Source organism: Pseudomonas sp. OVF7 (assembly GCF_030644265.1).
GTDB classification, from domain to species: Bacteria; Pseudomonadota; Gammaproteobacteria; order Pseudomonadales; family Pseudomonadaceae; genus Aquipseudomonas; species Aquipseudomonas gorinensis.
The window spans coordinates 2,999,382-3,023,840 of the sequence record NZ_CP128996.1 but is presented as its reverse complement, the minus strand read 5'-3'; the positions used below and the strand labels follow the sequence as shown (position 1 = coordinate 3,023,840).

20 protein-coding genes and 1 rRNA gene are annotated in these 24,459 nt (G+C 61.2%); 12 read left to right on the top strand and 9 right to left on the bottom strand.

The features are described 5' to 3' along the window. Position 1: 1 nt before the first annotated feature. The 5 genes from QU606_RS13970 to QU606_RS13950 all read left to right on the top strand — a co-directional run bounded on the left by QU606_RS13970 (position 2) and on the right by QU606_RS13950 (position 6,261). A complete protein-coding gene (locus QU606_RS13970) occupies positions 2-1,219 on the top strand; it encodes a glycosyltransferase family 4 protein (protein ID WP_069075623.1) in 1,218 nt (405 codons plus the stop codon). Further along, the gene (locus QU606_RS13965) at positions 1,210-2,313 is read left to right on the top strand and encodes a glycosyltransferase family 1 protein (RefSeq protein WP_304998461.1); all 1,104 of its coding nucleotides are present in this window, start codon (positions 1,210-1,212) and stop codon (positions 2,311-2,313) included. The genes QU606_RS13970 and QU606_RS13965 overlap by 10 nt, the downstream gene beginning before the upstream one ends. A gap of 2 nt (positions 2,314-2,315) precedes the next feature. After that, positions 2,316-3,743 (top strand): O-antigen ligase, encoded by a 1,428-nt coding sequence (locus tag QU606_RS13960; protein ID WP_304998621.1) that lies wholly within the window; start codon positions 2,316-2,318, stop codon positions 3,741-3,743. After that, on the top strand, positions 3,743-5,152 hold the full coding sequence (gene murJ / locus QU606_RS13955; protein WP_304998460.1) for a murein biosynthesis integral membrane protein MurJ: 1,410 nt from the start codon (positions 3,743-3,745) through the stop codon (positions 5,150-5,152). The genes QU606_RS13960 and murJ overlap by 1 nt, the downstream gene beginning before the upstream one ends. A 101-nt stretch (positions 5,153-5,253) precedes the next feature. Further along, a complete protein-coding gene (locus QU606_RS13950) occupies positions 5,254-6,261 on the top strand; it encodes an acyltransferase family protein (protein ID WP_190362324.1) in 1,008 nt (335 codons plus the stop codon). A 38-nt stretch (positions 6,262-6,299) separates the two neighbouring features. Here the strand turns inward: QU606_RS13950 and QU606_RS13945 are convergent, their stop codons facing one another. The 5 genes from QU606_RS13945 to QU606_RS13925 form a co-directional block, all read right to left on the bottom strand. Further along, entirely contained in the window at positions 6,300-6,884 is a 585-nt protein-coding gene (locus QU606_RS13945) for a DUF4174 domain-containing protein (RefSeq protein ID WP_041160884.1), read from the bottom strand. Between the two features lie 165 nt (positions 6,885-7,049). Continuing rightward, positions 7,050-7,682 carry a glutathione S-transferase family protein gene (locus tag QU606_RS13940; RefSeq protein WP_304998459.1) on the bottom strand — a complete coding sequence of 211 codons (633 nt, stop codon included), beginning with the start codon at positions 7,680-7,682 and terminating at the stop codon, positions 7,050-7,052. Between the two features lie 13 nt (positions 7,683-7,695). Then, positions 7,696-8,274, bottom strand: a complete 579-nt coding sequence (locus QU606_RS13935; RefSeq protein WP_024074419.1) for a GNAT family N-acetyltransferase — start codon at positions 8,272-8,274, stop codon at positions 7,696-7,698. A 68-nt stretch (positions 8,275-8,342) separates the two neighbouring features. Beyond that, entirely contained in the window at positions 8,343-10,700 is a 2,358-nt protein-coding gene (locus tag QU606_RS13930; protein WP_304998458.1) for a DNA polymerase II, read from the bottom strand. Between the two features lie 168 nt (positions 10,701-10,868). Then, the gene (locus QU606_RS13925; protein ID WP_024074417.1) at positions 10,869-11,336 is read right to left on the bottom strand and encodes an SRPBCC family protein; all 468 of its coding nucleotides are present in this window, start codon (positions 11,334-11,336) and stop codon (positions 10,869-10,871) included. A gap of 98 nt (positions 11,337-11,434) precedes the next feature. Between QU606_RS13925 and QU606_RS13920 the strand changes: the two genes are divergently transcribed. Continuing rightward, positions 11,435-11,836, top strand: coding sequence for a GFA family protein (locus tag QU606_RS13920; RefSeq protein WP_304998457.1), 402 nt, complete (start codon positions 11,435-11,437; stop codon positions 11,834-11,836). Between the two features lie 4 nt (positions 11,837-11,840). Here QU606_RS13920 and mrdA read toward each other — a convergent pair whose 3' ends face one another. Next, on the bottom strand, positions 11,841-13,733 hold the full coding sequence (mrdA, locus tag QU606_RS13915) for a penicillin-binding protein 2 (RefSeq protein ID WP_024074415.1): 1,893 nt from the start codon (positions 13,731-13,733) through the stop codon (positions 11,841-11,843). A gap of 329 nt (positions 13,734-14,062) precedes the next feature. On the opposite strand from mrdA, the gene rrf reads away from it, so the two are divergent. The 4 genes from rrf to QU606_RS13895 all read left to right on the top strand — a co-directional run bounded on the left by rrf (position 14,063) and on the right by QU606_RS13895 (position 17,979). Next, positions 14,063-14,178: ribosomal RNA gene (rrf, locus tag QU606_RS13910) — 5S ribosomal RNA — on the top strand. A 235-nt stretch (positions 14,179-14,413) separates the two neighbouring features. Beyond that, complete coding sequence (locus QU606_RS13905) at positions 14,414-15,073, top strand: paraquat-inducible protein A (RefSeq protein ID WP_069075247.1); 660 nt, start codon at positions 14,414-14,416, stop codon at positions 15,071-15,073. After that, positions 15,060-15,683: a paraquat-inducible protein A gene (locus QU606_RS13900; protein ID WP_024073211.1), complete on the top strand. Its 624-nt coding sequence runs from the start codon at positions 15,060-15,062 to the stop codon at positions 15,681-15,683. Before QU606_RS13905 ends, QU606_RS13900 begins: the two co-directional genes overlap by 14 nt. Further along, complete coding sequence (locus tag QU606_RS13895) at positions 15,676-17,979, top strand: PqiB family protein (RefSeq protein WP_024073212.1); 2,304 nt, start codon at positions 15,676-15,678, stop codon at positions 17,977-17,979. Before QU606_RS13900 ends, QU606_RS13895 begins: the two co-directional genes overlap by 8 nt. A gap of 172 nt (positions 17,980-18,151) precedes the next feature. Here the strand turns inward: QU606_RS13895 and mksF are convergent, their stop codons facing one another. The 3 genes from mksF to mksB are packed head-to-tail and all read right to left on the bottom strand — an operon-like array spanning position 18,152 to position 22,963. After that, positions 18,152-20,992 carry an Mks condensin complex protein MksF gene (gene mksF, locus QU606_RS13890; protein ID WP_024073213.1) on the bottom strand — a complete coding sequence of 947 codons (2,841 nt, stop codon included), beginning with the start codon at positions 20,990-20,992 and terminating at the stop codon, positions 18,152-18,154. Beyond that, entirely contained in the window at positions 20,989-21,696 is a 708-nt protein-coding gene (gene mksE / locus QU606_RS13885) for an Mks condensin complex protein MksE (RefSeq protein WP_024073214.1), read from the bottom strand. Before mksE ends, mksF begins: the two co-directional genes overlap by 4 nt. Then, a complete protein-coding gene (gene mksB / locus QU606_RS13880) occupies positions 21,686-22,963 on the bottom strand; it encodes an Mks condensin complex protein MksB (protein ID WP_069075245.1) in 1,278 nt (425 codons plus the stop codon). Before mksB ends, mksE begins: the two co-directional genes overlap by 11 nt. Before the next feature lie 187 nt (positions 22,964-23,150). On the opposite strand from mksB, the gene QU606_RS13875 reads away from it, so the two are divergent. Continuing rightward, positions 23,151-23,894, top strand: coding sequence for an energy transducer TonB (locus QU606_RS13875; protein WP_304998620.1), 744 nt, complete (start codon positions 23,151-23,153; stop codon positions 23,892-23,894). Next, positions 23,887-24,339, top strand: a complete 453-nt coding sequence (gene rimI, locus QU606_RS13870) for a ribosomal protein S18-alanine N-acetyltransferase (protein ID WP_003188286.1) — start codon at positions 23,887-23,889, stop codon at positions 24,337-24,339. The genes QU606_RS13875 and rimI overlap by 8 nt, the downstream gene beginning before the upstream one ends. The last annotated feature ends 120 nt before the right edge of the window (positions 24,340-24,459 follow it).

Genomic DNA, 24,459 nt, shown 5'->3' with positions numbered 1-24,459 from the left:
CATGCGCATTTTATGGATCCTGCCCTACTCGCCCTGGCCCGCCACCAGCGGCGGCAAGACGCGCCAGTTCCACCTGTTGCGCAGCCTGGCGGCGCGCGGGCATCGGATCACCTTGCTGCTGCATGACAAGCACCCGGTGTCGCTGGCCGATCGCCAGGTGCTGGAAGCCTTCCTCGAACAACTGATCATCCTGCCGCGCCGCCCATTGCGCAGCGTGAAGACCCTGGTGGCCGGATTGTTGGCGCCCTACCCGTTGCTGGCGAGCGTGAATGGCCTGTCGGGAGCCTTGCAGGACACCTTCAGCCAATTGCTCAATGAACATTGGGACGTGGTGCAGATCGAGCACAGCTACAGCTTCCAGCCCTATGAAGAGGCGCTGGCGCGAAAGTCCCAACCCTTTGTACTGACCGAACACAATGTCGAATCGGCCCTGGGTGCGGCGACCTACGACCGCTTGCCGCGATGGGCGCTGCCGTTTATTCGCTACGACCAATGGCGCTACACCCGCTGGGAACGCCGGGTGATGCGCCAGGCAACGCAGGTAGTGGCGGTGACCGACAGCGATGCCCAGGTCCTGGAAAAAATCGCTGGCAAGCCGGTGCCCGTGGTGGTCAATGGCGTGGACTGCCAATACTTCGCCAGCGCCCGGCCCGACCCGTCGGCGCGTCGCGTGCTGTTCCTCGGCAACTATGAATACGCCCCCAATGTGGATGCGATTGAGTGGGCGCTGGATGAGATCCTGCCCAAGGTCTGGGAGCACTGCCCGGACGCGCGCATGAGCGTGTGTGGTTTCGGCATGCCCACACGCTGGCGCGAACGCTGGCAGGACCCGCGTATCGAATGGCAAGGCTTTGTGCCGAACCTGCTGGCCCTGCAATCGAGCTGTTCGGTGTTTCTCGCGCCGTTGCGTCATGGCGGCGGCTCCAAGCTCAAGGTGTTGGAGGCGCTCGCGGCCGGGTTGCCGTTGGCGAGCACCGATCAGGGCGTGTCGGGCCTCGATCTGGTAGAGGGGTTGGATTACCTCGGCGGGCAAAGCGCGACCAGCCTGGCGGATGCCGTGGTGCGCCTGCTGCAATTTCCCGGCGCTGCCGCGCCCATGGGGGAAGCCGGCCGCACCTACGTGCGCCGCGCCCATGACTGGAGCGTCGCCGCCAGCCAATTGGAAAAGGTGTACGCCACGCTGTCGCCGCTGAATCAAAAGGAGCCCGCATGCGCGTAGGCCTGGATTACCGCACCGTCGGCACCTCGCCGCAATCGGGCATCAGTCGCCAGGTGTATGCGCTGGAAAGCGCCCTGCGCACGCTGCCGGGTATCGAGCTGGAACGCTTTACCGTGGCGCCGCTGGGCGATCAAACCCGCTTGCAGGCCCACTGCCCCGAATGGGGTTGCGCCAAGACCGCGATGCACCAGCCGCACAATCGCCTGCGTTTCGAAGCCGGCTTTTTGCCCCGGGCATTACGTGAACAGCACATCGATGTGTACATCAGCACCTTCAATATGGGCCTGCCACTGCCGCCCAAGCCCAGGGGGTTGCGCACGGTGGTGCTGCTGCATGACCTGTTCCAGATCACCTTGGACAACTACCACGCCAACCGCTTGAAGGCGCTGATCTACAAGACCAGCGATCGCCTGTCGATTGCCTACGCAGTCCACAGCGCTGACCGGGTGTGGACACCGTCGCAGTACAGCGCCGATGAAACCGTGCGGTTATTTCCCAACGCGGCGGGCAAGGTTCGTGTGCTGCCCAACCAGGTCGATGGCTTTACCGAACGGGCGGCGGACCTGGCCGCCCACCAACTGCCCGAACGCTACTGGCTGCTGGTGGGCACCCGGGAACTGCGTAAGAACGTACCGTTCCTGGTGGACGCCTGGCAGCAGGCGCGCCGCCAATCCCCTGGCGTGCCTGAGCTGGTACTGGTGGGCAGCCTCGATCATTTGCCCGAGGCCCAGCGCAGCTTGCCGGGGGTTCGCGCCTTGAGCGGCGTGTCGGATGCCGAGTTGCAGGCGCTGTACCGCCAGGCGTCGCGCCTGTGGCAGCCGTCCTATGCCGAAGGCTTTGGCTTGCCGGTGATCGAAGCCCTGAGCGTCGGCACGCCGGTGGCCGTGGCCAGCGGTACCTCACTGGATGAAATCACCCCGCCGTCGGCGCCGCGTTTTTCGCCCACCGATGCACCGGCGCTGGTGCAGTTGATGGTGACGCTGGCCGAGCGGCCCGATGAAGAGCCACCCGAGCAGCGGCGTCAATGGGCTGCGCGCTTCAATCAGCATGCCTATCGCCAGCGCCTCGCCGAATTGATCGAGGAATTGACGTGAGGCTGAACCTGACCGGTCTCGTCGCCGTCCTCTTTGGCGTGCTGTTCGGCGCCCTGGCCCTGCTGCTGTCACCGGCCAAGGCCTTTCTCGCAGTGATCGGCCTGGCGGCGGCGGTGACCATCTTGCGTTTTCCGCTCTGGGGCCTGCTGCTGTTCGCCGCGATGGCAACCTTCATGCCGTACTCGACGGTCAACCTGGGCATTCGCACCACCGTCAGCGAGGCGATCCTGGCCCTGACCTGGGGCGCGGTGATGTGGCACGGGTTTCTGTCGCGCCTGCCCGACCCCCCCGGTTTGGCGCGGCGGCCCACCGACCAGATGCTGCTGGGGCTGATGCTGTTCAGCGTGTTCCCGTTTATCGTCGGCCAGGTCATCACCCACGCCGATGCCAGCGGCCTGGCCAACTGGCTGCGTTGGCTGTTGAACCTGTCCGGGGTGTTCCTTGCCGCCAAATTGCTGGTGGACCAGAAGCAGCGTGAATCCCTGGTGATCGCCTTGCTGCTGGGCACCCTGGCGATGCTGGTGCTGTCGATTGCGGTGTTCGTGCGCACACGTTCGGGGGCGGGGATTGCGCCGCTCCTGGGGCTGTTCAACTACGCCAACTACGACATGTTGAAGTTCGGCCTGGAGGCCATGTCATCGCGCATGGGCTCGCCGTGGACTCACCCGAATGCCATCGGCGGGATCATGGCGTTGCTGCTGCCGTTGGCGTTCTGCTATGGCATGACTGAACAAGGCTGGAAACGCGCACTGGGCCTGGCTGTGGCGTGCCTCGGCGCGGCCGCGTTGCTGTTGGCCAGCAGTCGGGGGGCGATGGTCAGCCTGGCGTTGGTGCTGATGTGGATGGCCACGCGTCGCGTGCCGTATACCGGCCGCCTGTTGATGATCGGCGCGGCGCTGACGGTGGCGCTGGTGATGGCGTATCCGCCGTTGCAGGAGCGCCTGGCGACGATTTTCTCATCGGACAACGCCAGTACCGAAGTGCGTTTCGATGAATACCGCCTGTTCCCCCAGGCGGTTGCCGCGTACCCGCTGGGTATCGGCTTCAAGGTCGACCCACCGGTGCCGGGCACGCACCTGCTGGGGATCTCCAACCTGTGGCTGAACTACATCTACAAGATCGGCCTGGTGGGCATGTTGCTGTTTGTCGCCGTGACCGTGCGCTGGTGGCGCGAAGCTCGCCCGGAAAAAGGCCCGATCCGCCTGACCAAGGACAATGCGCTGTGGTTAGGCACCACCGCCGGGATTCTCTCAGCGCTGGTCAGCGGCTTGTTTGACCACTACTTCAGCTTTGCGGTGGTGATGGTGGCGTTGTTCTGGCTGATGGTGGGGATCAATGTGCTGGAGGCGCGCCGGTTGTTTCCGGCGCGCCTGCCGCCGCTCAAGGGCGTGGCTTATCGCAAGCCGCTGCTCGATGGCGTGCGTCCCTGATGCTCGGCTCTGCGGCGTGGCTGACCCTGGCGACCTTGCTCGGCCTGTGCCTGGGGTTCGCCCGCGAATGGTTGTTGGTGGCGGCCTGGGGCGCAGGGGAGCGCAGCGATGCGCTCCTGATCGCGCTGTTCTTGCCCGAGGCGTTGCGCATGTCGTTGGCCGGGGGCGTGTTAAGTGCCGCCGCACTGCCGCTGTACCTGGCGCGCAAGGCCGCTGAGCGGCTGGCTTGGCTGGCGGCATTGTTCCCAGCGCTGCTGCTGATTGCCCTGTGCACCAGCCTGCTGCTGACGCTGCTGGCGCCCTGGCTGGTGCAGGTACTGGGCCCGGGGTTGGCGGCGAGCGCCACGACGCTGGCTGGCAGTAACCTGCAGATTGTCGCCTGGTGCGTGCCTGGGCTGATGTTGCATGGGTTGTTCAGTATTCCGTTGCAGGCCAGCGAGCGCTTTGTGCTGGCGGGGCTGGGCTCGCTGCTGTTCAACCTGCCGCCGGTGATTTATCTAGCCCTGGCAGGCACCGCGACGCAGCCGCACACGCTGGCCCTGGCATGCCTGGCGGGCAGCCTGTTGATGCCGTTGGCGCTGTTGCCCTCGGTGTGGCGCCAGGGCTGGCGACCGTGGCGCTGGCAGTTGTCGGTTGCACCGCTGCGGGAGTTGGGCCAGCGCATCGGGCCATTATTGCTGAGCAATGGTGCCAGCCAGGGCCTGGCGCTGATCGAGCGGCTGGTGGCGTCGCTGCTGGGCGAAGGCGCGGTGACGTGGGTCAACCTGGCACGCAAGCTGATGAACCTGCCGTTGATTGCGCTGATGAGCCTCAACCAGGTGCTGCTGGGCATGATGAGCCGGCGCGAGGGCGATGAGCGCCTGGCCCTGCTCAAGCGCGGCCTGGAAACCGCCAGCATGTTGACCCTGCCCGCTGGCGTCGGCCTGGTGGCCGCGGCGCCGAGTCTGGTGGCGTTGCTGTTGCCCAGGCAATCGGCCAACTCGCTGCTGCCCTGGTTGCTGGCATGGTTCGCCGCGCCGCTGGTGTTCGGGGCATGGAACGCCTTGCTTGCGCGGTATGCCTATGCCGCTGGCGATACGCGCCAGCCGCTGCGTTGCGAGGTGCTTGGCAGCCTGGTCAATGTGCTGTTGCTGGGTGCCCTGCCCTTTGTGTTCGGACTGGCGGGTATTCCGTTGGCGGCACTGGCCGGGGTGATCGGCACCGCGCTGTTGCTGATGCAGCGCCAGGGGTTGCTCGGCGCCTTGCCGTGGGTGCGACACGGGTTGCTCAGTACGCTGGTGATGGGGCTGGCGGCGCTGTGGCTGTTTCGGATTGACGGCGTGTGGCTGCAATTGGCGCTGGGCACCCTGGCCGGTGCCACAGTGTTGTTGGCCATGGGCCTGTGGCTCAAGCCGTGGCGCAAGGCATGACGCCAATTGTGGCGAGCACGCTTGCTCGAGGGTGCGAAGCGCTCCCAGGAATGTGGGGTTTATGAATAGGGGGTGGTCAGGTGAAACATCGTTGGATTCAAATGGATATCGCCAAGGGCATTGGCATCCTGATAATCGTCTACGCCCATGGCTGGTTCGTCGCCTCGTCCCCGGACCTGCTATACCCGATCCTGGCGTCGTTCGTGCTGCCGCTGTTCTTCTTTTTGTCCGGGGTATTTTTCAAACCGGAGCAAGCCTTCACGCAGATGGCGGTCCGCAAGGCGGACGGCCTGCTCAAGCCGTTTTTCTTCACCCTGCTGACCTACGTGATCGTGCGCGACCTGCTGCGCGGCCAACCACTGCTGCCGGATATCGGCGGTGTGCTGTATGCCTCGGTGGACACTATCCCCTGGCAAGCGTTGTGGTTCCTGCCGCATTTCTGGGTGGCGATCCTGTTCAGTTGGGTCGTGCTGCGGCTGATCGAACGCCTGTCGCTGGCGGTGAGCTGCGTGCTGATGCTGGTGCCCTTGCTGATCGGCATCTGGATGTTGCCCTTCTTCTGGCAACTGCCAGTCACCGTCGGAGGGCAAACCTGGGTGCTGCCCGGCTTACCGTTCAGCCTCGATATCACCCTGATCAGCAGCACGTATTTCATTTACGGTTACCTGCTGCGCGACAGGTTACGCAGGCATCAGGGCTCGCTGCTGACGCTGCTGATTTCGGTGGTGCTGTTCGCAGCGGTGTTCATTTATAGCCACGACACCATGGACCTGGCGCAACGGCGCTACGACCACTGGCTATGGACCAGCTTGCTGGCGGTGATTGGCGTCTACCTGTGCTGGGCATTGGCGCGGGTGCTGATGGTGTCGCCGTTGATCACCCGGGCGATGACCTACATCGGCCAGTCGACCCTGATCCTGTTGATCTTCCATGGGGAAATCCAGCACAAGACCTTCGACCTGATGGAGCGCCTGGGCCTGCCTGCATTTTTTGCGGCGTGCGTGGGGTTTGTGGTGGCGGTGGGGGCGCCGTTGCTGATTGGGGAAGTGATCAAGCGGGTGGCGTTCTTGCGGTTTTTCTACTTTCCGTTTGCCCTGCGCAAGGCGTAAAAAAACCCGTAGGCGCGAGCGCCCACAGGTTTTTTGGATCAGTCATCCAGTTGTTGCGGAGCAGGCTTGCTGCCGGGCTTGGCTGGCTTGGCTGGCTTGGTGCCCTTGGCCGGAGCGGGCGCCACAGGTTCGGGCTCTGCGACGGCAGCGGCTTCTTTTTCAGCCTGGGGCATCTGGTCGATGGCGCTGAAAAACGCCTTCAGGTCGAGGGTATCCGGTGGCACGGTCTTCTCGACTTTCTTCTCGCCGTCCTTGCCGATCAGGATCACTTTGGTGCCGCTGCCGGCACCCAGTTTGAGGGCACGGATCAGCGCATTGGTTTCAGGTGGAGTGAGCTTCTTGTTGTCCTTGGGATCCTTGGCGAACTTCTCCCCTTCGGCACCGATGCTGCCGAACTTGATGGTGTAGAACACCATGTTGCGCTCTTCAAACGACTGCTTGGTGGCAGGCTCGTCCAGTTGTCTCTTCAGGTCTGCCAAGGTGGCATTACCGGAATCAAGCTCCACCACCACCAGTGGCCGGGCTTTGCCCAAGTCCTGCTTGAGCGGGTTGATATCATCAGCAGCCAACAGCGGCCCCGTAAAAGCCATCAAGGTAGCCAGGGTCAGCGACCGGATGAGCATGCGCACCTCCTTTGAATTCCATGCAGGGTTCTTGAGTTTCATGTCTGCGACAGTCAAATTCAAGGATGATTCCTACGTCACTTTAAGAAAGCGTAGGTCAGGGCGCCCGCTACGCAAGGGTTTTGGCCTGTTCAATGCTCATTGTTTCCTTTGATTGCGGAAACATTACGAGACCTTCCACTCGGGCCAATGTCGCGCAAAGACAGGCGCGACAATGGGGTCGGCATCCACCCGCACGAGGGTCTGGGCAAAGCCTGGAGCCAGGGAGTTCAGGGCCTCCCGCGCCTCGTCCCAGCGCGACACCGCCGCCGCCATGATGCCCAGGGCATTCGGCGCCTGGTTCGGGGCAAACAACTGGCCCGCGAACTGATTGGCAAACACCACCCAGGCATGGTGCAGGTAGCGACGCGTGCCGCTGGTCAATTGTGCTTGTGCTGCCGGGTCCGCATCCCCCAGCCAACGCTGTGGGTAGTCGAGGATGCCGATGGCCGAGTAGCAATTGGCAGCGATGTATACCAGGCCCCTGATGATCTGGGCACGGTCGCCGCTGAGCAGGTGCGAGTCGGGATACTCCAGGCCCAGGTGGATCAGGATCGCCGCACTTTCGGTCAACACCTGGTCATCGGGCGTGACCAGGGTGGGGATCTGCTTGAGCGGGTTGATGCGCGCCAGGGCTTCGCTGCCCGCACCGTCCTGCCAGGAACTGGCGTCCACCCGTTGCCAGTGCACCGCGCAACGTTGCAGGGCGATTTCGATCATGCAGGAGCCCGACTCGTCTGTGCCATAGAGCGTGTACATAGGTGCTTCCTCCTTATCGCAGCAGCTTTGCCTGCAAGTTGGCCTTCACCTGCGACCATTCCGAATCAATGATGCTGAAGCGTACCGAGTTGCGCTTGCGCCCGTCGGGCATGATGCGTTCGTGGCGCACGATGCCTTCCTGGACGGCGCCCAGGCGCAGAATCGCGGCTCGGGATTTTTCGTTGAGTTCGTCGGTGGTGAATTGCACGCGCACGCAATCGAGGACTTCGAAAGCGTAAGTCAGCAGCAAGAGCTTGGCTTCGGTGTTGATCGCGGTTTTTTGGGTGGACTGCGCCAGCCAGGTATGGCCGATTTCCAGCTTGCGATTGGCCCGGTCGACCTTCCAGAACCGCGTGCTGCCGACGATCCGGCCGGTGTCCCGGCGCACGACGGCAAATGGGATAACCGTGCCGGCATCACGTCCGGCCAAGGCCGTGTCGATGTATTGATCGACCGTGTGCGGGCCCGGTACATGGGTGACCTTGAGGTTCCACAGCTCGCCGTCGGCGGCTGCGTCGAGCAAGGCGGCCGCGTGTTCACGCTGCAGGGGCAAGAGCTCGACCGTGTGGCCGGTCAGGGTGATGTGGGTCATGGGGCGGCGCCGTCGGATGGTCGTCAGAGAACAAGAGTGCAGGCTCTCACCCGAACGAGGCAAGTGTTTTAGAACAGGCCCATTTGCCCACCGACCAGGGTGCTGAAATCATCATTCACGAACGGCAAAATCGCATCGGCCACCGGCTGTAACTGGCGGGTAACGTAGTGGTCGTAGTCGATCGGCGCCTGGCGCACTTCCAGTGGTTCGGGGCCATTGACGCTGATCACGTAGCTGATCCAGCCGCCGCGCTGGTATTGGCGTGGGCGGTTCAGGCGGTCGTTGTAGTCGTCGGCCAGGCGCGCAGCACGCACGTGAGGCGGGACGTTGCGTTCGTAGTCATCGAGCTGGCGGCGCAGGCGCTTGCGGTAGATGAGCAATTCGTCGAGCTCGCCGTTCAATGTGCGCCGTACGTAGTCGCGCACATAGTCCTGGTGGGGCTGGCGATGGAAGATGCGCTGGTAGAGTCCCTGCTGGAATTGCCGGGCCAGGGGCGACCAGTCGCTGCGCACGGTTTCGAGGCCCTTGTAGACCATCTCCTCGCTACCATCGGCGCGCACCACCAAGCCGGCGTAGCGCTTCTTGCTGCCCTCCTCCGCGCCACGGATGGTGGGCATCAGGAAGCGGGTGAAGTGGGTTTCGTACTGCAGTTCCAGGGCGCTTTGCAGGCCGAACGCATCGTGCAAATGCGTACGCCACCATGCGTTGACGTGCTGCACCAGTGCCCGGCCGATGCGGCTGGCATCGGCCTGGGAATGAGCGCTGCCGAGCCAGACAAAGGTGGAGTCGGTGTCGCCGTAGATCACTTCATAGCCCTGGGCTTCGACCAGCGCGCGGGTCTGGCGCATGATCTGGTGGCCGCGCATCGTGATCGACGAGGCCAGCCGCGTATCGAAAAAGCGACAACCGCTGGAGCCGAGTACGCCATAGAAGGCGTTCATAATGATTTTCAGCGCCTGGGACAGTGGCGCATTGTGTTCACGCTTGGCCTCTTCGCGACCTTCGGAAACACGAGCAACGATGGACGGCAGGCAATGCCGGGTGCGGGAAAAGCGCGCACCGCGAAAGCCTTCCACGGACTCGCTGTTGTCCGGGTGCTTGAGGCCCTCGATCAGGCCCACCGGATCGATCAGGAAGCTGCGGATAATCGACGGATAGAGGCTTTTGTAATCGAGCACCAGTACCGATTCGTAGAGGCCGGGGCGCGAGTCCATGACAAAACCGCCGGGGCTGGCCTGGGGCGGCTTGTCGCCCAGGTTCGGCGCGACGAAACCCTGGCGGTGCATCAGCGGCAGGTACAAGTGCGTGAAGGCGGCCACCGAGCCACCGTTGCGATCGGCCGGCAACCCGGTGACGCTGGCGCGTTCGAGCAGGAACTTGAGCAGCTCGGTCTTCTCGAAAATCCGCGTGACCAGCTCGCAGTCCTTGAGGTTGTAGCGCGCCAGGGCGGGCTTGTCCTCGGCGAACATGCGGTTGATTTCGTCCATGCGCTGGTACGGCGTGGAGATGTCCTTGCCCTCGCCAAGCAGGGTTTGCGCGACGTTTTCCAGGCTGAAGGATTCAAAGCTCCAGGTAGCGGAGCGCAGGGCTTCGATACCATCGATGATCAAGCGCCCCGCCGCCGCGGCGAAATAGTGATTGCGGCTGCCATGTTCGCGCCAGGCCATGGGCTCGGCGCCACGGCCAAGCAGCAGCGGCACATTGAGGCGCTTGGCATGTTCGTGGAGCACGCGCAGGTCGAACTGCACCAGGTTCCAGCCGATGATGGCATCGGGATCATGGGTGGCGAGCCATTGATTGAGGCGTTCGAGCAATTGGGCGCGGGTCTCGCAGTAGTCGAGCTTGAAGTCGACTGCGTCGGTGTTGTTCGGTGGACCGAGCATGTACACCTGGCGTTCGCCGCAACCTTCGAGGGCGATGGAGTAGAGATCGCCCTGGGCGGTGGTCTCGATGTCGAGGGATACCAGCTTGAGCGAGGGGCGGTAGTCCGGCGCGGGTTTCATCTGCGCGTCGAGCAGCGTGCCGCTGGCATCCGGCGTGCCGCCGAACCACACCGGGGCGGTGATGAAGCGTTCCATCATGTAGCGCTCGGGGGGCCGTACATCGCCTTCGTAGACATCCACCCCGGCGGTGCGCAGGCGTTTTTCCAGATCCATCGCCTGACGGTGCTGACGGGTGTACAGGCCCAGGACCGGGCGGTGATGGAAGTCGCACAGTTGCAACGGCCGCAACTCGATATCGCGCTCATCCTTGAGCAACCAATCCAGCGGCTTGCGGTGGGCCTCGGGAATGAACATCACCGAGGTTTGCACGGGGAGGCGGATAAACCGTGGCCCAAGGTCCGTGGCCAGCCAGAAGCTGACCTCCGTGCCCCCAGGGGTATCGCGCCAATGCCGGGTCAGGACAAAACCCTGCTGTAAATCCACCGTACCGCACCTCAGGAATCGCTTTCAGGGCGTGATTCTACCTGTCATACGTCTAAACGCCGAACGTTTGCGGCGAACAACCGGTGATCAGAGGGTGGCCACGGTGTCGGCAGCCATCGACGTCTACAAGAAGCTGAAAACGGGCATCGCCCATGATGCCCGTTTGGGTCAAGCCTGCCGGGCTTGGCTGAGATAGTTTTCGATATTGCCCATCTGCTCATCCCATCCACGGGAGTTCATCTTGAAGGCTTTCTGACGGCGAGCCTCGGGAATGGCGTCGAAGCCCGACTCAACGACCCGCAGCAGAATGCCAGGCGCGCGGTCTTCAATCGTGAACTCCACCAGGGTGGGTGTCTCCTGGTCGTAGTCGACAGTCTTATCGACCGCGAACGGATGCCACCAGAAAGAGAACAACGTTTGCGGCAGGATGCGCTCGATCTTGGCTTTCCACACCACATGTTCGTAACCAGGATAGGTAATCGGTGCTTCGATGGTCTCCCCGGCAACAAAGGTCTTGCCCTTGAGGGCAATGCCAAACCAGCGACCGAATTGTTCGGCATCGGTCAGTGCCGCCCACACTTGTTTACGTGAAGCGTTCAGCAGGACTTTTCGTTCTATGCGATCTAATACATGCATAAGTCACCTCCTCCATTGACAGTAGGCGACATCGACCAATGCGCAAACTTCGGTTGTGCGCGATGATGATGACCCCATCCTTGACCCGGCCATAGGTTATGACTGACCCGTTGAATGGAAGTTGCTTCTGTAAAGGCGTGCGCTATCAAGTGGACAGCCTGGACATGCCCATCAGCCACTGCCACTGCGACAGCTGCCGCAAAGTGCATGCGGCTGCGTTCGTGGCCACAGCCGGCGTGATGCGCAAGCATTTTCGCTGGACGCAAGGTGAGGACCTGCTGTCGTCGTTTGAATCTTCGCCGGGCAAGCACCGGCATTTCTGCTCGCGCTGCGGCTCACATCTGATCGCTGAACGTGAGTTTCAGCCGCATGTGATTGTGCGGGTGGCGACGCTGGATGATGATCCGGACGTCAGGCCCACCTCGCACATCTGGACGGCCCATGATGTGCCGTGGCTGACTTATGAGGGCGTGGAACAGTGGGATGAGTGGAAGACCTGATTCGTCAGACGTGCGGGTCGCCCGGCGCCTTGCTCGGGGTCGCATATTGCGGCTTCAAGTGGCCCTCCTGGTCGAGTAGCCAGGCGTCCATGATCTGGCGCACTACAGGGCCTGCCACACGTCCGCCCGCCTCGCCGTTTTCGATCATCACCGAGATCACGATTTTCGGGTGTTCCGCTGGTGCGAAGCCGACGAACAAGGCGTTGTCGCGATGGCGCTCCAGGGTCTTGTTGCGGTTGTAGCGCTCCCCCTGCTTGATTGCCACTACCTGCGCGGTACCGCTCTTGCCAGCAATACGATATTGGGCGCCAAGCGCAGCAGCCCGGGCGATACCGCGCGGGTCGTGCATTACCAATTGCATACCGTGGTTGACCTGCTCCCAATCGCGCGGATCCTTGAGGACCACGTTGGGCATGGGGTTCTCATCCACCGGCGGCACGCCATTGATGGTCTTGGCCAAGTGCGGTCGGTTCCACACACCTTTGTTGGCGATCAACGCGGTGGCTTGAGCCAGTTGCAGCGGCGTGACCTGCATATAGCCCTGGCCGATTCCGAGGATCACGGTTTCACCCGGGAACCAGGGTTGGCGCCTTGTTGCACGCTTCCAGGCCTGGGATGGCATCAAGCCAGCGGACTCTTCGAACATGTCCAGTGAGACCTTCTGGCCAAGGCCGAATTCGGCCAGATAGTCGTGCAAGCGGTCGATCCCCAGCTTGTGGGCAAGGTCGTAGAAGTAGGTATCGTTGGAGCGCATGATGGCCGCGTCCATGTCCACCCAGCCGTCGCCACTGTGGTTCCAGTTGCGGTATTTATGGTCAAAGTCCGGCAGTTGGTAGTAACCGGGGTCGAAGACGCGGGTTTGGGCTGTGACGACGCCACTGTCGAGACCGGCGATCGCCACTTCCGGCTTGATGGTTGAGCCTGGGGCATAGAGCCCGCGTAATACGCGGTTGAACAGTGGCCGGTCGATCGAGTCGTGCAGCGCGGCGTATTCCTTGAAGCTGATACCGGTAACGAACAGATTCGGGTCGAAGCTCGGTTTGCTGACCATGGCCAGTACTTCGCCGGTTTGCGGGTCAAGGGCGACCACCGAACCACGACGATCGCCCAGGGCTTCTTCAGCCGCTTCCTGGAGTTTGACGTCCAGGCTCAGGACGATGTTTTTGCCGGGGATCGGGTCCGTATGCTTCAGCACGCGCAATACCCGGCCCTGAGCATTGGTCTCGACTTCTTCATAGCCGACATGACCATGCAGTTCAGACTCGTAGAAGCGCTCGATGCCGGTTTTACCAATGGATTGCGTACCGCGGTACTCCACCGAATCCAGGGCCTTGGATTCTTTTTCGTTGATACGGCCGACATAGCCGATGGAGTGAGCGAAGTGCGCACCCAGCGGGTAGTGGCGAACGAACTGTGGCTCCACATCGACCCCGGGAAGCCGGAATTCATTCACCGCCAATACGGCGATCTGCTCTTCCGTCAACTCGTAAAACAGTGTGACAGGGACGAAGGGATGGCGTGCTTGCTTGAGTGCCTTATCGAACACGGCACGGTCTTCGGCGGGCAGGTGCAGCAGGTTGACGATGGCGTCGAGTTCACCTTTGAGATCCGTGGTGCGCTCGCGGGTAATGGTCAGGTTGTAGCTGGGACGGTTGTCAGCCAGCACAACCCCGTTGCGGTCATAAATAAGGCCGCGGGTGGGCGTGATGGGCAGGACATGGACCCGGTTGTTTTCAGAAATCGTCGAGTGATAGTCGAACTGCACTACCTGCAGGAAATACATGCGGCCCACCAAGGCACAGGTGATGCCAATCACCAACAGCGCGCAGGCGAGCAGACGTTTGTTGACCAAACGGTTTTCTTTTTCGTGATCTTTAATCGGTATGGGTTCAGGCATTTCTACAGCATCTCGTTGAAGAAGGTCGACGCCGCGTCCTGCGGATGAAAAATCAATCCTTGTGAAAATGTGCTGCACCATACCAAAAATGAAGAAACACTTTGCATCGATTTCCCCAACGGCACTCTGGAAGAGTTGTTTTGTGTAGTTGAGTCAAAATTCAGATGGGTATCTATGCTCCAACAGCCAGGCGTCACTCGGGCCAACATGCCATCAGGATGGTGGGATGCCAACCCGAGGGTGCGCGTCAGCGTTGTCGTCCTGCGTGAGCACGCTAGCGCCTGCGCTTTTCGATCGCCCAAAACAAAACCCCATCTGCTTTCGAATTTCTTGACGACCATAGAGCATTGGAACCACCTGATCCCATCCCGAACTCAGTAGTGAAACGATGCATCGCCGATGGTAGTGTGGGGTTTCCCCATGTGAGAGTAGGTCATCGTCAAGATTAAATTCCGAAACCCCATTTGCGAAAGCAGATGGGGTTTTGTTTTGGGCGGTCGAAAAGCGCAGGCGCTAGCGTGCTCATGCAGGACGATAACGCTGAGGCGCACCGTCGGGCACACCGCCTCCGGCTCCAATTCCCGTACTTGCCCCCAATCGCCCGACAAATTTGCACAGTTATTTCTGAACCAGACCACTAGAATAGGCACCTAACCTTTTTTAGAGTCAGAGCCCTATCTATGCCCGACCCGGTTGATACCCTCAAGGTGTCGGATTTACCACTGGACGACCTGGTTGCATGTCATGAGTGCGACTTGCTGATGCGCAAACCAACGCTTGCCCTTGGCGAAAAGGCCCAATGCCCGCGTTGCGGGTACGAGCTTTACGCTCACCGCCACAATGTCGTTGAGCGCAGCCTTGCCCTCGTGCTCGCCGCGCTGTTGCTGTACATCCCCGCGAACTTTTTACCCATCATGCAGCTCAATCTACTCGGGCAATCCTCTGAGGACACCGTGTGGAGTGGCGTTGTCGGTTTGTTCGATACCGGCATGCAAGGCGTTGCCGCCGTGGTGTTCCTGTGCAGCATGGGTATTCCCTTGCTCAAGCTGCTTTGCCAACTGGCAGTGTTGCTCAGCATTCGCTGGAAGATGGGCCGCAGTTACGGGCTGTTGCTGTACCGCATCTACCATCATATGAAGGACTGGGGGATGTTGGAGGTCTATTTGATGGGGGTGTTGGTAGCGATCGTAAAACTCGCAGATATGGCTTCTATCACAATCGGTCTGGGGCTAGCCTGCTTTGTCAGCCTATTAATGGTTCAGGTTCTGCTTGAGGTGGTGATGTCGCCGCACCAGATCTGGCAAGCACTGTCAGGAGAAGATGATCATGCGGGCGATTGATGCAGGCATTCTGATTTGTACCGAATGTCACGAACTGAACAAGCAAGAGCCGGATGCCGATGAGCAATCCTGCAGCCGTTGTGGTGCGCTGATCCATGCCCGCCGTCCCAACAGCCTCACGCGCACATGGGCATTGCTGATCACCGCGGCCATTTTATATATTCCCGCCAACCTGCTACCGATCATGACCATCAACTCCCTTGGCCAGGGTGATCCCAGTACCATCATGTCGGGTGTCATCCAACTGGTGCAGCACGGGATGTTCCCCATCGCCGCCGTGGTGTTCATTGCCAGTATTCTGGTGCCGACATTCAAGCTGGTGGGCATTGGTCTGCTACTGTTCTCGGTGCAGCGTCACCAACCGCTGTCCGCGCAACAACGCATCATCATGTACCGATTTATCGAATTCATTGGCCGCTGGTCCATGCTGGATATCTTCGTGATCGCCATCCTGGTGGCGGTTGTAAACTTTGGGCGGCTTGCCAGCGTCGAGGCCAACCTCGGCGCAGCAGCCTTCGCCAGTGTGGTGATCTTGACGATGCTTGCCGCAGTAACTTTTGATCCCCGACTGATTTGGGATAACACGGAGTCGGACGACGACCATGAGTGATTTGCCTAAAGCTAAAACCCGACCGGCCTCGAATTGGTCGGCAATTTGGGTCCTTCCCCTGATTGCGCTGATCATTGGTGGCTGGTTGGGATGGCGTGCCTATTCCCAGCAGGGCATTGAAATCCAAGTGCGTTTTGAAAGTGGCGAAGGTATCCAGGCCAACAAAACCGAAGTGGTCTACAAAGGTATGTCAGTGGGCAAGGTCAAGACCTTGGCCCTTGACGATGAGGGCAACAATCGCGGGGTGATTGCCACCATCGAGATGAACAAGGACGTCGAGCAATACCTCAAGACCAACACCCGCTTCTGGCTGGTCAAGCCCAGTGTCAGCCTCGCCGGTATCACCGGCCTGGAAACCTTGGTCTCAGGTAATTACATCGCTGCCAGCCCAGGCGACGGCGAACCCACACGCAAATTCAAGGCCCTCTCCGAAGAGCCGCCATTATCCGACGCCAAGCCCGGCCTGCACCTGACCATCAAGGCCGACCGTCTCGGATCGCTTAACCGTGGCAGCCCAGTGTTCTACAAACAGATCCAGGTCGGCCAGGTCAAAAGCTACCTGCTGTCCGAAGACCAGAGCACCGTTGAAATCAAGGTTTATATCGAACCAACCTACGCCAACCTGGTGCGCAAACACACGCGTTTCTGGAACGCCAGCGGCATCAGCATCGATGCCAACCTCTCTGGAGTGAAGGTGCGCAGCGAGTCCCTCTCCAGTATCGTTGCCGGCGGTATCGCCTTCGCCACGCCGGAGAACCGCAAGGATAGCCCTCCCACTGATCCGAGCCTGCCGTTCCGCCTGTACGAAGATTTCGACGCTGCCGCAGCCGGTATCAAGGTCAAGGTCAAACTTACCGACTTCGAAGGCTTGCAGGCCGGACGCACCCCGGTGATGTACAAAGGCATTCAGGTCGGCAGCCTGAAAACCCTGAAGATCGATCCAGACCTGTCCAGCGCCAATGCTGAGCTGACCCTTGACCCATTGGCCGAAGATTATCTGGTGCAGGACACCCAGTTCTGGGTGGTCAAACCGTCCATTTCCCTGGCCGGTATCACCGGGCTTGAAGCGTTGGTCAAAGGTAACTACATCGCCATCCGCCCTGGCGACAAAGGCAGTGCGCCACAGCGTGAGTTTGTCGCCCGGGCCAAGGCCCCGCCATTGGATCTGCGTTCGCCAGGCCTGCACATGGTGCTGTTCACTGACAACCTTGGGTCCCTGGATGTAGGCAGCCCGATTCTCTACAAGCAGGTCAAGGTAGGTTCGGTGCAGAGCTATCAGTTCTCGCGCAAGAACAAACAGCTGGTGATCGGCGTCCACATCGAGAAGGAATACGCCAATCTGGTCAACGGTTCGACGCGCTTCTGGAATGCCAGCGGCGTAACCTTGACCGGCGGACTCACCGGCGGCATCCAAGTGAAAAGTGAATCCCTGGCCAGCTTGATGGCCGGTGGTATTGCCTTCGAAACGCCGGAACCGAACGTACCGCTGAAAAAGCGTATTCCACGTTTCCGCCTGTTCGCCGACCGTGAGGCCGCCAACCAGCATGGCACCCTGGTGACCATCAAGGTCGACCGCGCCGATGGGCTGCGTCCTGGCACGCCTGTTCGTTTCAAAGGGCTGGATGTGGGCAAGATCGAGAGCGTCGACTTGAGCGCCGATATGCAGTCGGTATTGCTCGGCGCGCGTATCACCCAAGTTGCGGACCGCATCGCGCGCGTCGGCAGTCAGTTCTGGGTGGTCAAGCCTGAACTGGGCCTGATGAAAACCTCCAACCTGGAAACCCTGGTCACCGGGCAGTACATCGAAGTACAGCCTGCGGTGAAAAACGCCGGGCCACAAAAGAGCTTTGTCGCCCTGGACCAACCTCCTGAAACCGCCCACCAGGAGGCGGGCCTGAGCCTGGTGCTCAGTGCCGCGCGCCGTGGTTCGTTGAAGGAAGGTGTACCGGTCACCTACCGTGAAGTCACCGTGGGCAAAGTGACTGGATATGAGCTGGGCCAGACCGCCGACCGCGTGCTGGTCCACATCCTGATCGAGCCCAAGTACGCTCCCCTGGTACGCAGTGGCAGCCGCTTCTGGAACTCCAGCGGCTTTGGTCTCGACTTTGGCCTGTTCAAGGGGGCGACGGTGCGGACGGAGTCCCTGGAGACGCTGGTCGCCGGCGGCATCGCCTTTGCCACGCCCGATGGCGAGCGCATGGGGAGTGCGGCGCGACCGCAGCAAACGTTCCCGCTGTTCGACAAGTTTGAAGACGAGTGGCTGACCTGGGCGCCTAAAATCCCACTCGGTAAATAGACCTGGGCGCCGCTATCGGGAGTAAGCCCCTCCCACATTTTGATTTGTGAGCGTATTCAACATGTGGGAGGGAGCTTGCTCCCGATGGGGCCTCAAAGACGACGTAAAACCCAGCCTAAAAAAAGGCCGCGATCGATCAGATCGCGGCCTTTTTGCCTTTCAACGCCGAGCGTCAGACCTCATCCAATTCCGGCTCATCCGCCTGCACATTCACCGTGGCCTTCACCACATCGTGGCGGCGGATGTACTTCCAATCCGCCTCATCGATATAGATCCCGTTCGGTCCGCTGCCGCCCTCCAAGTCGATTGCGACCTGGGCTGAGACCTGCGGTTTCACACTGGCCAGGATCGGCACGAAGCCCAGTTGCAGGCTGGTCTCCAGCAATGCGGCCTGGTTCTTCTCGTCGATATCCGCGGCTTCATCGAGATAGTACGGCAGCCGTACGCGACCGGCCTGGTCGCGGTCCATCAAGTGCAGCAACAAATACATGTTGGTCAGCGCTTTGATTGTCATCGTGGTGCCGTTGGACGCGGCACCATCGATGTCGGTGTGGATCACCGGCTGACCATGCACCTTGGTGATCTCGAAGGCCAACTCGAACAAATCCTTGAGGCCCAACTGGTTATGGTTTGCCGCTACCAGGCGCGCCAGGTATTCCTTGGCTTCCTCGTTCTTGTTGTCCTGCTCGGCGCTCTGGCTGAGGTCGAACACTGACAGGGTTTCGCCTTCTTCATACTGACCGGCACTGTGGATGATCTGGTCGATATGCTTGAGGGCTTCCTTGTTGGGTGCCAGCACGATACGGAAGCTTTGCAGGTTGGACACCTGGCGCTTGTTGATCTCGCGGTTGAACAATGCCAACTGGTGCTCAAGGCTGTCATAGTCGCTGCGGATATTGCGCAGGGTCCGCGCGATATCGGTGACTGCCGCACGCCGTGCCTTGCCGAGGGTCAGTGCTTCATCGGTACGGTGCGCATAGGCGTTGATCAGCAGTTGCAGGCGACGCTCCACGTCATCCTCGCTGTCGAACTTGGCCACGCCCTTGAGGCGTACCTGGGCGTACAGCGCTTCGATCTGGCCATCAGCGCGCAGCAAGCCCTGCCAGCTGTCCTGATAGTCATTGAGCAGCGGCAACAGGTTGTCCATGGAGTCGTCGACCGGGTCCATGAACGGCGTGCCGAACGGCAAGTCCGCCGGCAGCAACTGACGACGGCGCAAGGCGTCATCCAGGGTGCGTTGCTTGGCTTCCATATCGCCGATCTGGCGACCGACCAGTTGCAGCTTGGCCGACAGTTGCTGGACACGTTCGGTGAACGCATCGCTGGAGCGCTTCAGTTCATCCTGGGCGGCTTCCATTTGCGCCAGCTGTTCCAGCTTCTCACCTTCTTCGGCGCTCAGGGTCTGCGCGCGGCGGAAGTCTTCGAGGGCTTTTTGTGCGTCCAGCACCTGCTGGTACAGCGCTTCAGTCTGGGTCTTGCTCGCGGCACGGTCAGAGGCCACGGCCTGCTGGGTCTTGAGCTGCTTGAGTTCTTTCTCCAGGCGTTCTTTCTGGTCACGCAATGCCGCGCGATCCGCCAGGGCCTGTAATGCCGGGGGCTCGATGTGCGAGATGTCGATGGACAGCCCCGGCACTTCGAAACGCTCGCCCTTGAAGCCATCCAGGATCAGTTCCAGGGATTTGACCCACTGGCCGTCCTCATCCAGCGTAATGCCATGCTCGCCCAACGGCAGGCTGAACAGAGAACTGTTGAACAAGCGCATCAGACGCTCGACATCCTGCTGTGAGAATTCTTCACGCAGTTTGGCGTAGCTATTGTTATCCGCGTGATCAAGCTGCTGCTTGACCGACTTCAAGCGTTTTTCCAGGTCGCGCAGACGCTCGTCCAAATCCTCGGCGCTGAACTGCCGTGACTGCGCCAGGGCGCCGGCCAGTTCATCGTGGGCATCTTTGGCCGCCAACAGCTGTTGTTCCAGCACCTTGACGTCATCGACCAGGGCAAATCGATGCTTGAGCACCGACAGCTCGCCCAGCCAACGCTGGATACCGCTGATTTCCCGCTCCAGGCGCATCAGCTCCTGGGTGCCGCCGCGCTGGTCGTTTTGCAACGCGTCCTGCTCGTTGCGGTAGTGCTCGGCCTGGATGGTCAGCTCTTCCTTGCGCGCACTGGCGTAGTCCGACCAGGTGCCCAGCAGCGAGTCCAGCAGCGGCGACAGGCGATGCAATTTGCCACGCAGGATGTCGCGCTGTTTCACACCATTGGCCAGTGCTTCAACCAGCGGTCCTGCGGCGACCAGGGAGTTGTAGTCCTGCTCCATGCGTCGCACGTCGCGGAAGGCTTCTTCGCACGCTGCGATGTAATCGACACTGCCGGAGCGCAGGCTGTGCTCGAACGCATCGAGGAACAATTGCTTGAGCTTGGCCGCGGTGATTTCGCGCATGTGCAGCAGGTTGATAAACAGTGCGCGGAAGGTCTTCAGGCTCTGTTCGCTGGTGGAACGCAGCGGGATCAGGGTCAGGTCCAGCGGGATCGACGTGTGGCCGCCCACCAGCAAACGGCGTAGTTCATCGGGCTTGAGCTCGTAGGCTTTCAGGCCCTCGCGCTCCAGGTTGGTGAACAGTTCTTTCTGACGCAGGCAGGTGTCGTTTTTCTGGTAGTGGGCCAGGTCCAGCTTGCCGGCGTAGGCGAAGAACTGGTGACCAAAGCCGCCTCCCGGGCCGCGACCGACCACGCCGATCACATGCGGGCCGTGGGGCAGGGAGACCTCTACGAGGATGTAGCTGGTGTCGGTGGCAAAGTAGAAGCGCCGCGATTGTTCCAGGGTGTACTTGCCGAAACTCATGTCCGACATGCGCGCCAGGATCGGGAACTGCAAGGCGTTGATCGACGCGGATTTACCCAGGTTGTTCGCGCCATACACCGACAGCGGCTCTTCCAGCGGGAACAGGCCCAGGCTGTAGCCGGCGGTGTTCAATAGGGCGAAGCGGCGGATGCCGTAGCGTTCCTTGCTCATGCGTCGGTCTCCTGTTCTTCGGCAATGGCGCGGGCCAGGGCGTCTTCTTCGCTTTCGTCGTCAAAATCACTCAAGTCCAACGGGTCATCGGTCTTCAGCAGTTTTTCATCGCTGTCTTCGTCGATGATCACCGGTGCAGGCAACGGCAACACGCTGTGCACGCTGGCCGCCAGGTCGCGGTCCTGCTGCACCGACAGGCACACATCGAGGAAGCGGTGCATCGGCGGCAGGAAGCGATAAATACCGTTGTCTTCGCTGGCAAAACCCAATTGGGTCATGCGGCGCATGATTTTTTCTTCGAGTTCTTCCTGGGTCTGCACTTCGGCCTGGATAAACAGGTCGCGGTACTTTTCCAACAACGAGGGCAGTTCGTCGCGGCCCAGGCTGCCACCGTCGAGCACGGCAATCGGGTCGCGGCCCTGGTCGGCCAAATGCTCGACGATGATGAAGGTGAACAACGCCAGGCGTTGGGCGGTCTTGTTCACCTGCGCGCTGGCAATGGCGGAGTCGGGTACGAAGTAGTAGAAGCCCCGGGTATCGCACACCAGCTCAAAGCCAAGGGCCTTGAACAGCGTACGGTACTGATCCTGGAAATTCGACAGTTGCGCGTACAGCTCCGGGTCGCGGCGGCTGACGTGGTAACCCTTGAACAGCTCGCGAAAAATCGGCGCCAGCTGGGACAGTTCGGATAGATCAAGATGCATAAGGAGTGCTCGCAGAATGCTCGGCCGCGTCAGGGCTGGCCGGGAGCAGGGCGAATGAGCGCAGGCTGACCTGGTGCTCGTGTGTGTGGTAATCGCGGCGTTCCAGACGCTCGCGCTTGAAGCGTTTTTCGCGGGACAGGCGTGAGAACCAATACAGCAATTCGTCGGTGGCGCCGTCCGGCTCCTGTTCCAGCAGCCAGGTCATCAGGTCCGGCATCGGCAGCGCGTCTTCGCAGCGTTCGAGCATTTCCTTGACCGTGCGCGGTGCGCGCTGGGCTTCGCCTTTATGGGACTTGTGCGCCTTGGGGAAACGCGCCGGTTTCGGCTCGAAGTTCGCCAGGGCGTATACGTAGGCCTCGACCTGACTCGCGCTGCCAAGGAAGGTGCTTTGCGGCCGGGTAAACATCGGCATCGCGGCCTGCGGCACGGCATCCAGGCCTTTGCGGCGGATGGCCGATAGCGCGAGTGCTGCGCCACGGGTCACGGCGTTGTGCCGACGTGCTTCTTCACGCAGTGGCAACAGCAGTTCCCGTGCGTGACGCAAGGTCAGTTGGGCGCTGGTCTGCATCTCGAGAATGCGCGCGTGGGTACGCAGCAGCATGTCGTCGTCCACCAGGTGGCCGAGGCGCTGTTGCTCGGTGAGCATGCGCAGCAGCACATTCTCCACCTTGCGCACGCCTTGCTCGAAGGCGCCGTCGGCGTTCACCAGTTGGATCATCGGTTCGACGTATTCATCCCAGGTCGCCAGGACTTCGGCATAACGCTGGCGCAACGGGATCTGCCGGTCGCTGGTCTTGGCGCGGTCGGCCACGGCAGCGAGGGCCTGTTCGTCGTTGGCGAGTTTTTTCAGTACGTCGCGCACACGCATGTCCAGCAGGCGCAGTTGCCGCGCCAGGTCGTGGCCATCGCGGATGTCGAAGGCGTCCTGGATATAACCGGCCAAGCGCTCGAGGTGGCGCAGGTAAGCTTCGATTTCCAGGCACAGGCCAAGCCGGTGCTCCTTGCGAAGATAGGCGAGGAAGTCGTGGATCTGTGCATTGAGCTCGAAACGGTTCGGGCTCTTGGCGACAGGTACCAGGATATCCAGGCGAATCCACACGTCCAGCAGGCTGGTGATGTCCTGGGGCGTGCTGTCCAATTGTTGGGCGGCCAGTTGTGCGCGCAACTCGCCCAGGCTCAGCGTGCCTTGGTCGAAGTGTTCGCACAGTGGCTCAAGTAGGGCCCAGTGTTCGGCGAGGGCGCGCAGGACGCGCTTGGGTTCGATCATGGGAATGGCCGGCTGGTTGGCGATTAAAAGTCGCGATTGTACTGCATCAGGCGCGGGATTTATCCACAGCCGGTCAGTGCGCAGTGGGCGATTGTTACCGAACAGCGGTAGAATCCCCGTTCTTTACTTATCCACAAGTGGCCGAGCTGTGCTTATCGAGTCCCGACGTCGCGCTTACTTGACCGCCATGCAGGTGGTCAACTGGCTGCCCCGCACCGAACTGCCGTTTGCCGCCCCGTCGCGGCCCGAGTTGTTGCAGGCGCTCGAGCCCTATGAGGCGTTCGAGACCTCCGGGGAAGAAGCCGCTGCGCCCGTGGCGGTGGTCAAGCCAGAGCCGCCTGTGCGGCCGGTGGTGGAGCGCGCCAATGTCGAGGTGCCACGTCCGTCGCCGATGGCCAAGCCGGTAGTCGCTGAAGAAGCGGCCCCCGTGGTCAAGGCGCCGGTCGTCCCGCCACCGCGTTTTGCCCTGCAATTGCTACGGGCCGGACGTTGCCTGTTGCTGGTGGAACTGCCTACCGGCGAGCGCTTCCAGACCCGTGACCCGGCCTATATGCTGCTCAAGGACATGCTGCGCGCCGCCGGCCTGCCCGACAGTCCGCAAATTGTCGGCGACCCCGTGCGTTGGCCGCTGCTGGTGCGCGGCACGATGGACCAGGGCCCGGAAGCCGCGCGGGATTTTGTCCAAGGTTTTGTCTCGGCGCGTTTGGAAGACGAACCCTGCGTGTGCCTCTGGCTGATCGGCCTGCCTGCCGTGCGCTTTGCCGGTGAGGCCAATGCCGAGGCGTGGTACCGCGAGCTGCAGGTCGAAGGCCTGGGCTCGGTATGGGCCCTGCCGGGCCTGGAATTATTAATGGAAGAGCCACAGCGTAAGGCTGATGTCTGGCAAGCCATGCGCCGGCTGATGGCGCGCTGGAAAACAACCGATGAGTGAGGCTTTATCCTTCCGCCCGATGACCGAGGCAGACCTCGACGCCGTGCTGAAAATCGAATACGCGGCATTCAGCCATCCCTGGACCCGCGGGATCTTTCTCGATGGGCTGGGCAAATATCAGATCTGGTTGATGTTTGAAGGCGAGCAGCAAGTGGGCCACGGCGTGGTGCAGATCATCCTCGACGAGGCGCATTTGCTGAATATTACCGTCAAGCCGGAAAACCAGGGCCGTGGCCTGGGCCTGGCGCTGCTGGAGCACCTGATGTCTCGCGCCTATGCGGCCAACGCGCGGGAATGTTTCCTCGAAGTGCGTGACAGCAACACCGGCGCGTTCCGGCTGTACGAGCGCTATGGCTTCAATGAAATCGGCCGTCGACGCGATTACTACCCGGCCGTCGGTGGGCGCGAAGATGCGGTCGTCATGGCCTGCACCCTGGTCGACTAAATACATAGCCCAATGTGGGAGGGGGCTTGCCCCCGATAGCAGTGGACCAGCCAGCTCATCGAGTGACTGACACACCGCCATCGGGGTGCAAGCCCCCTCCCACATCTAGGACGACGTTTT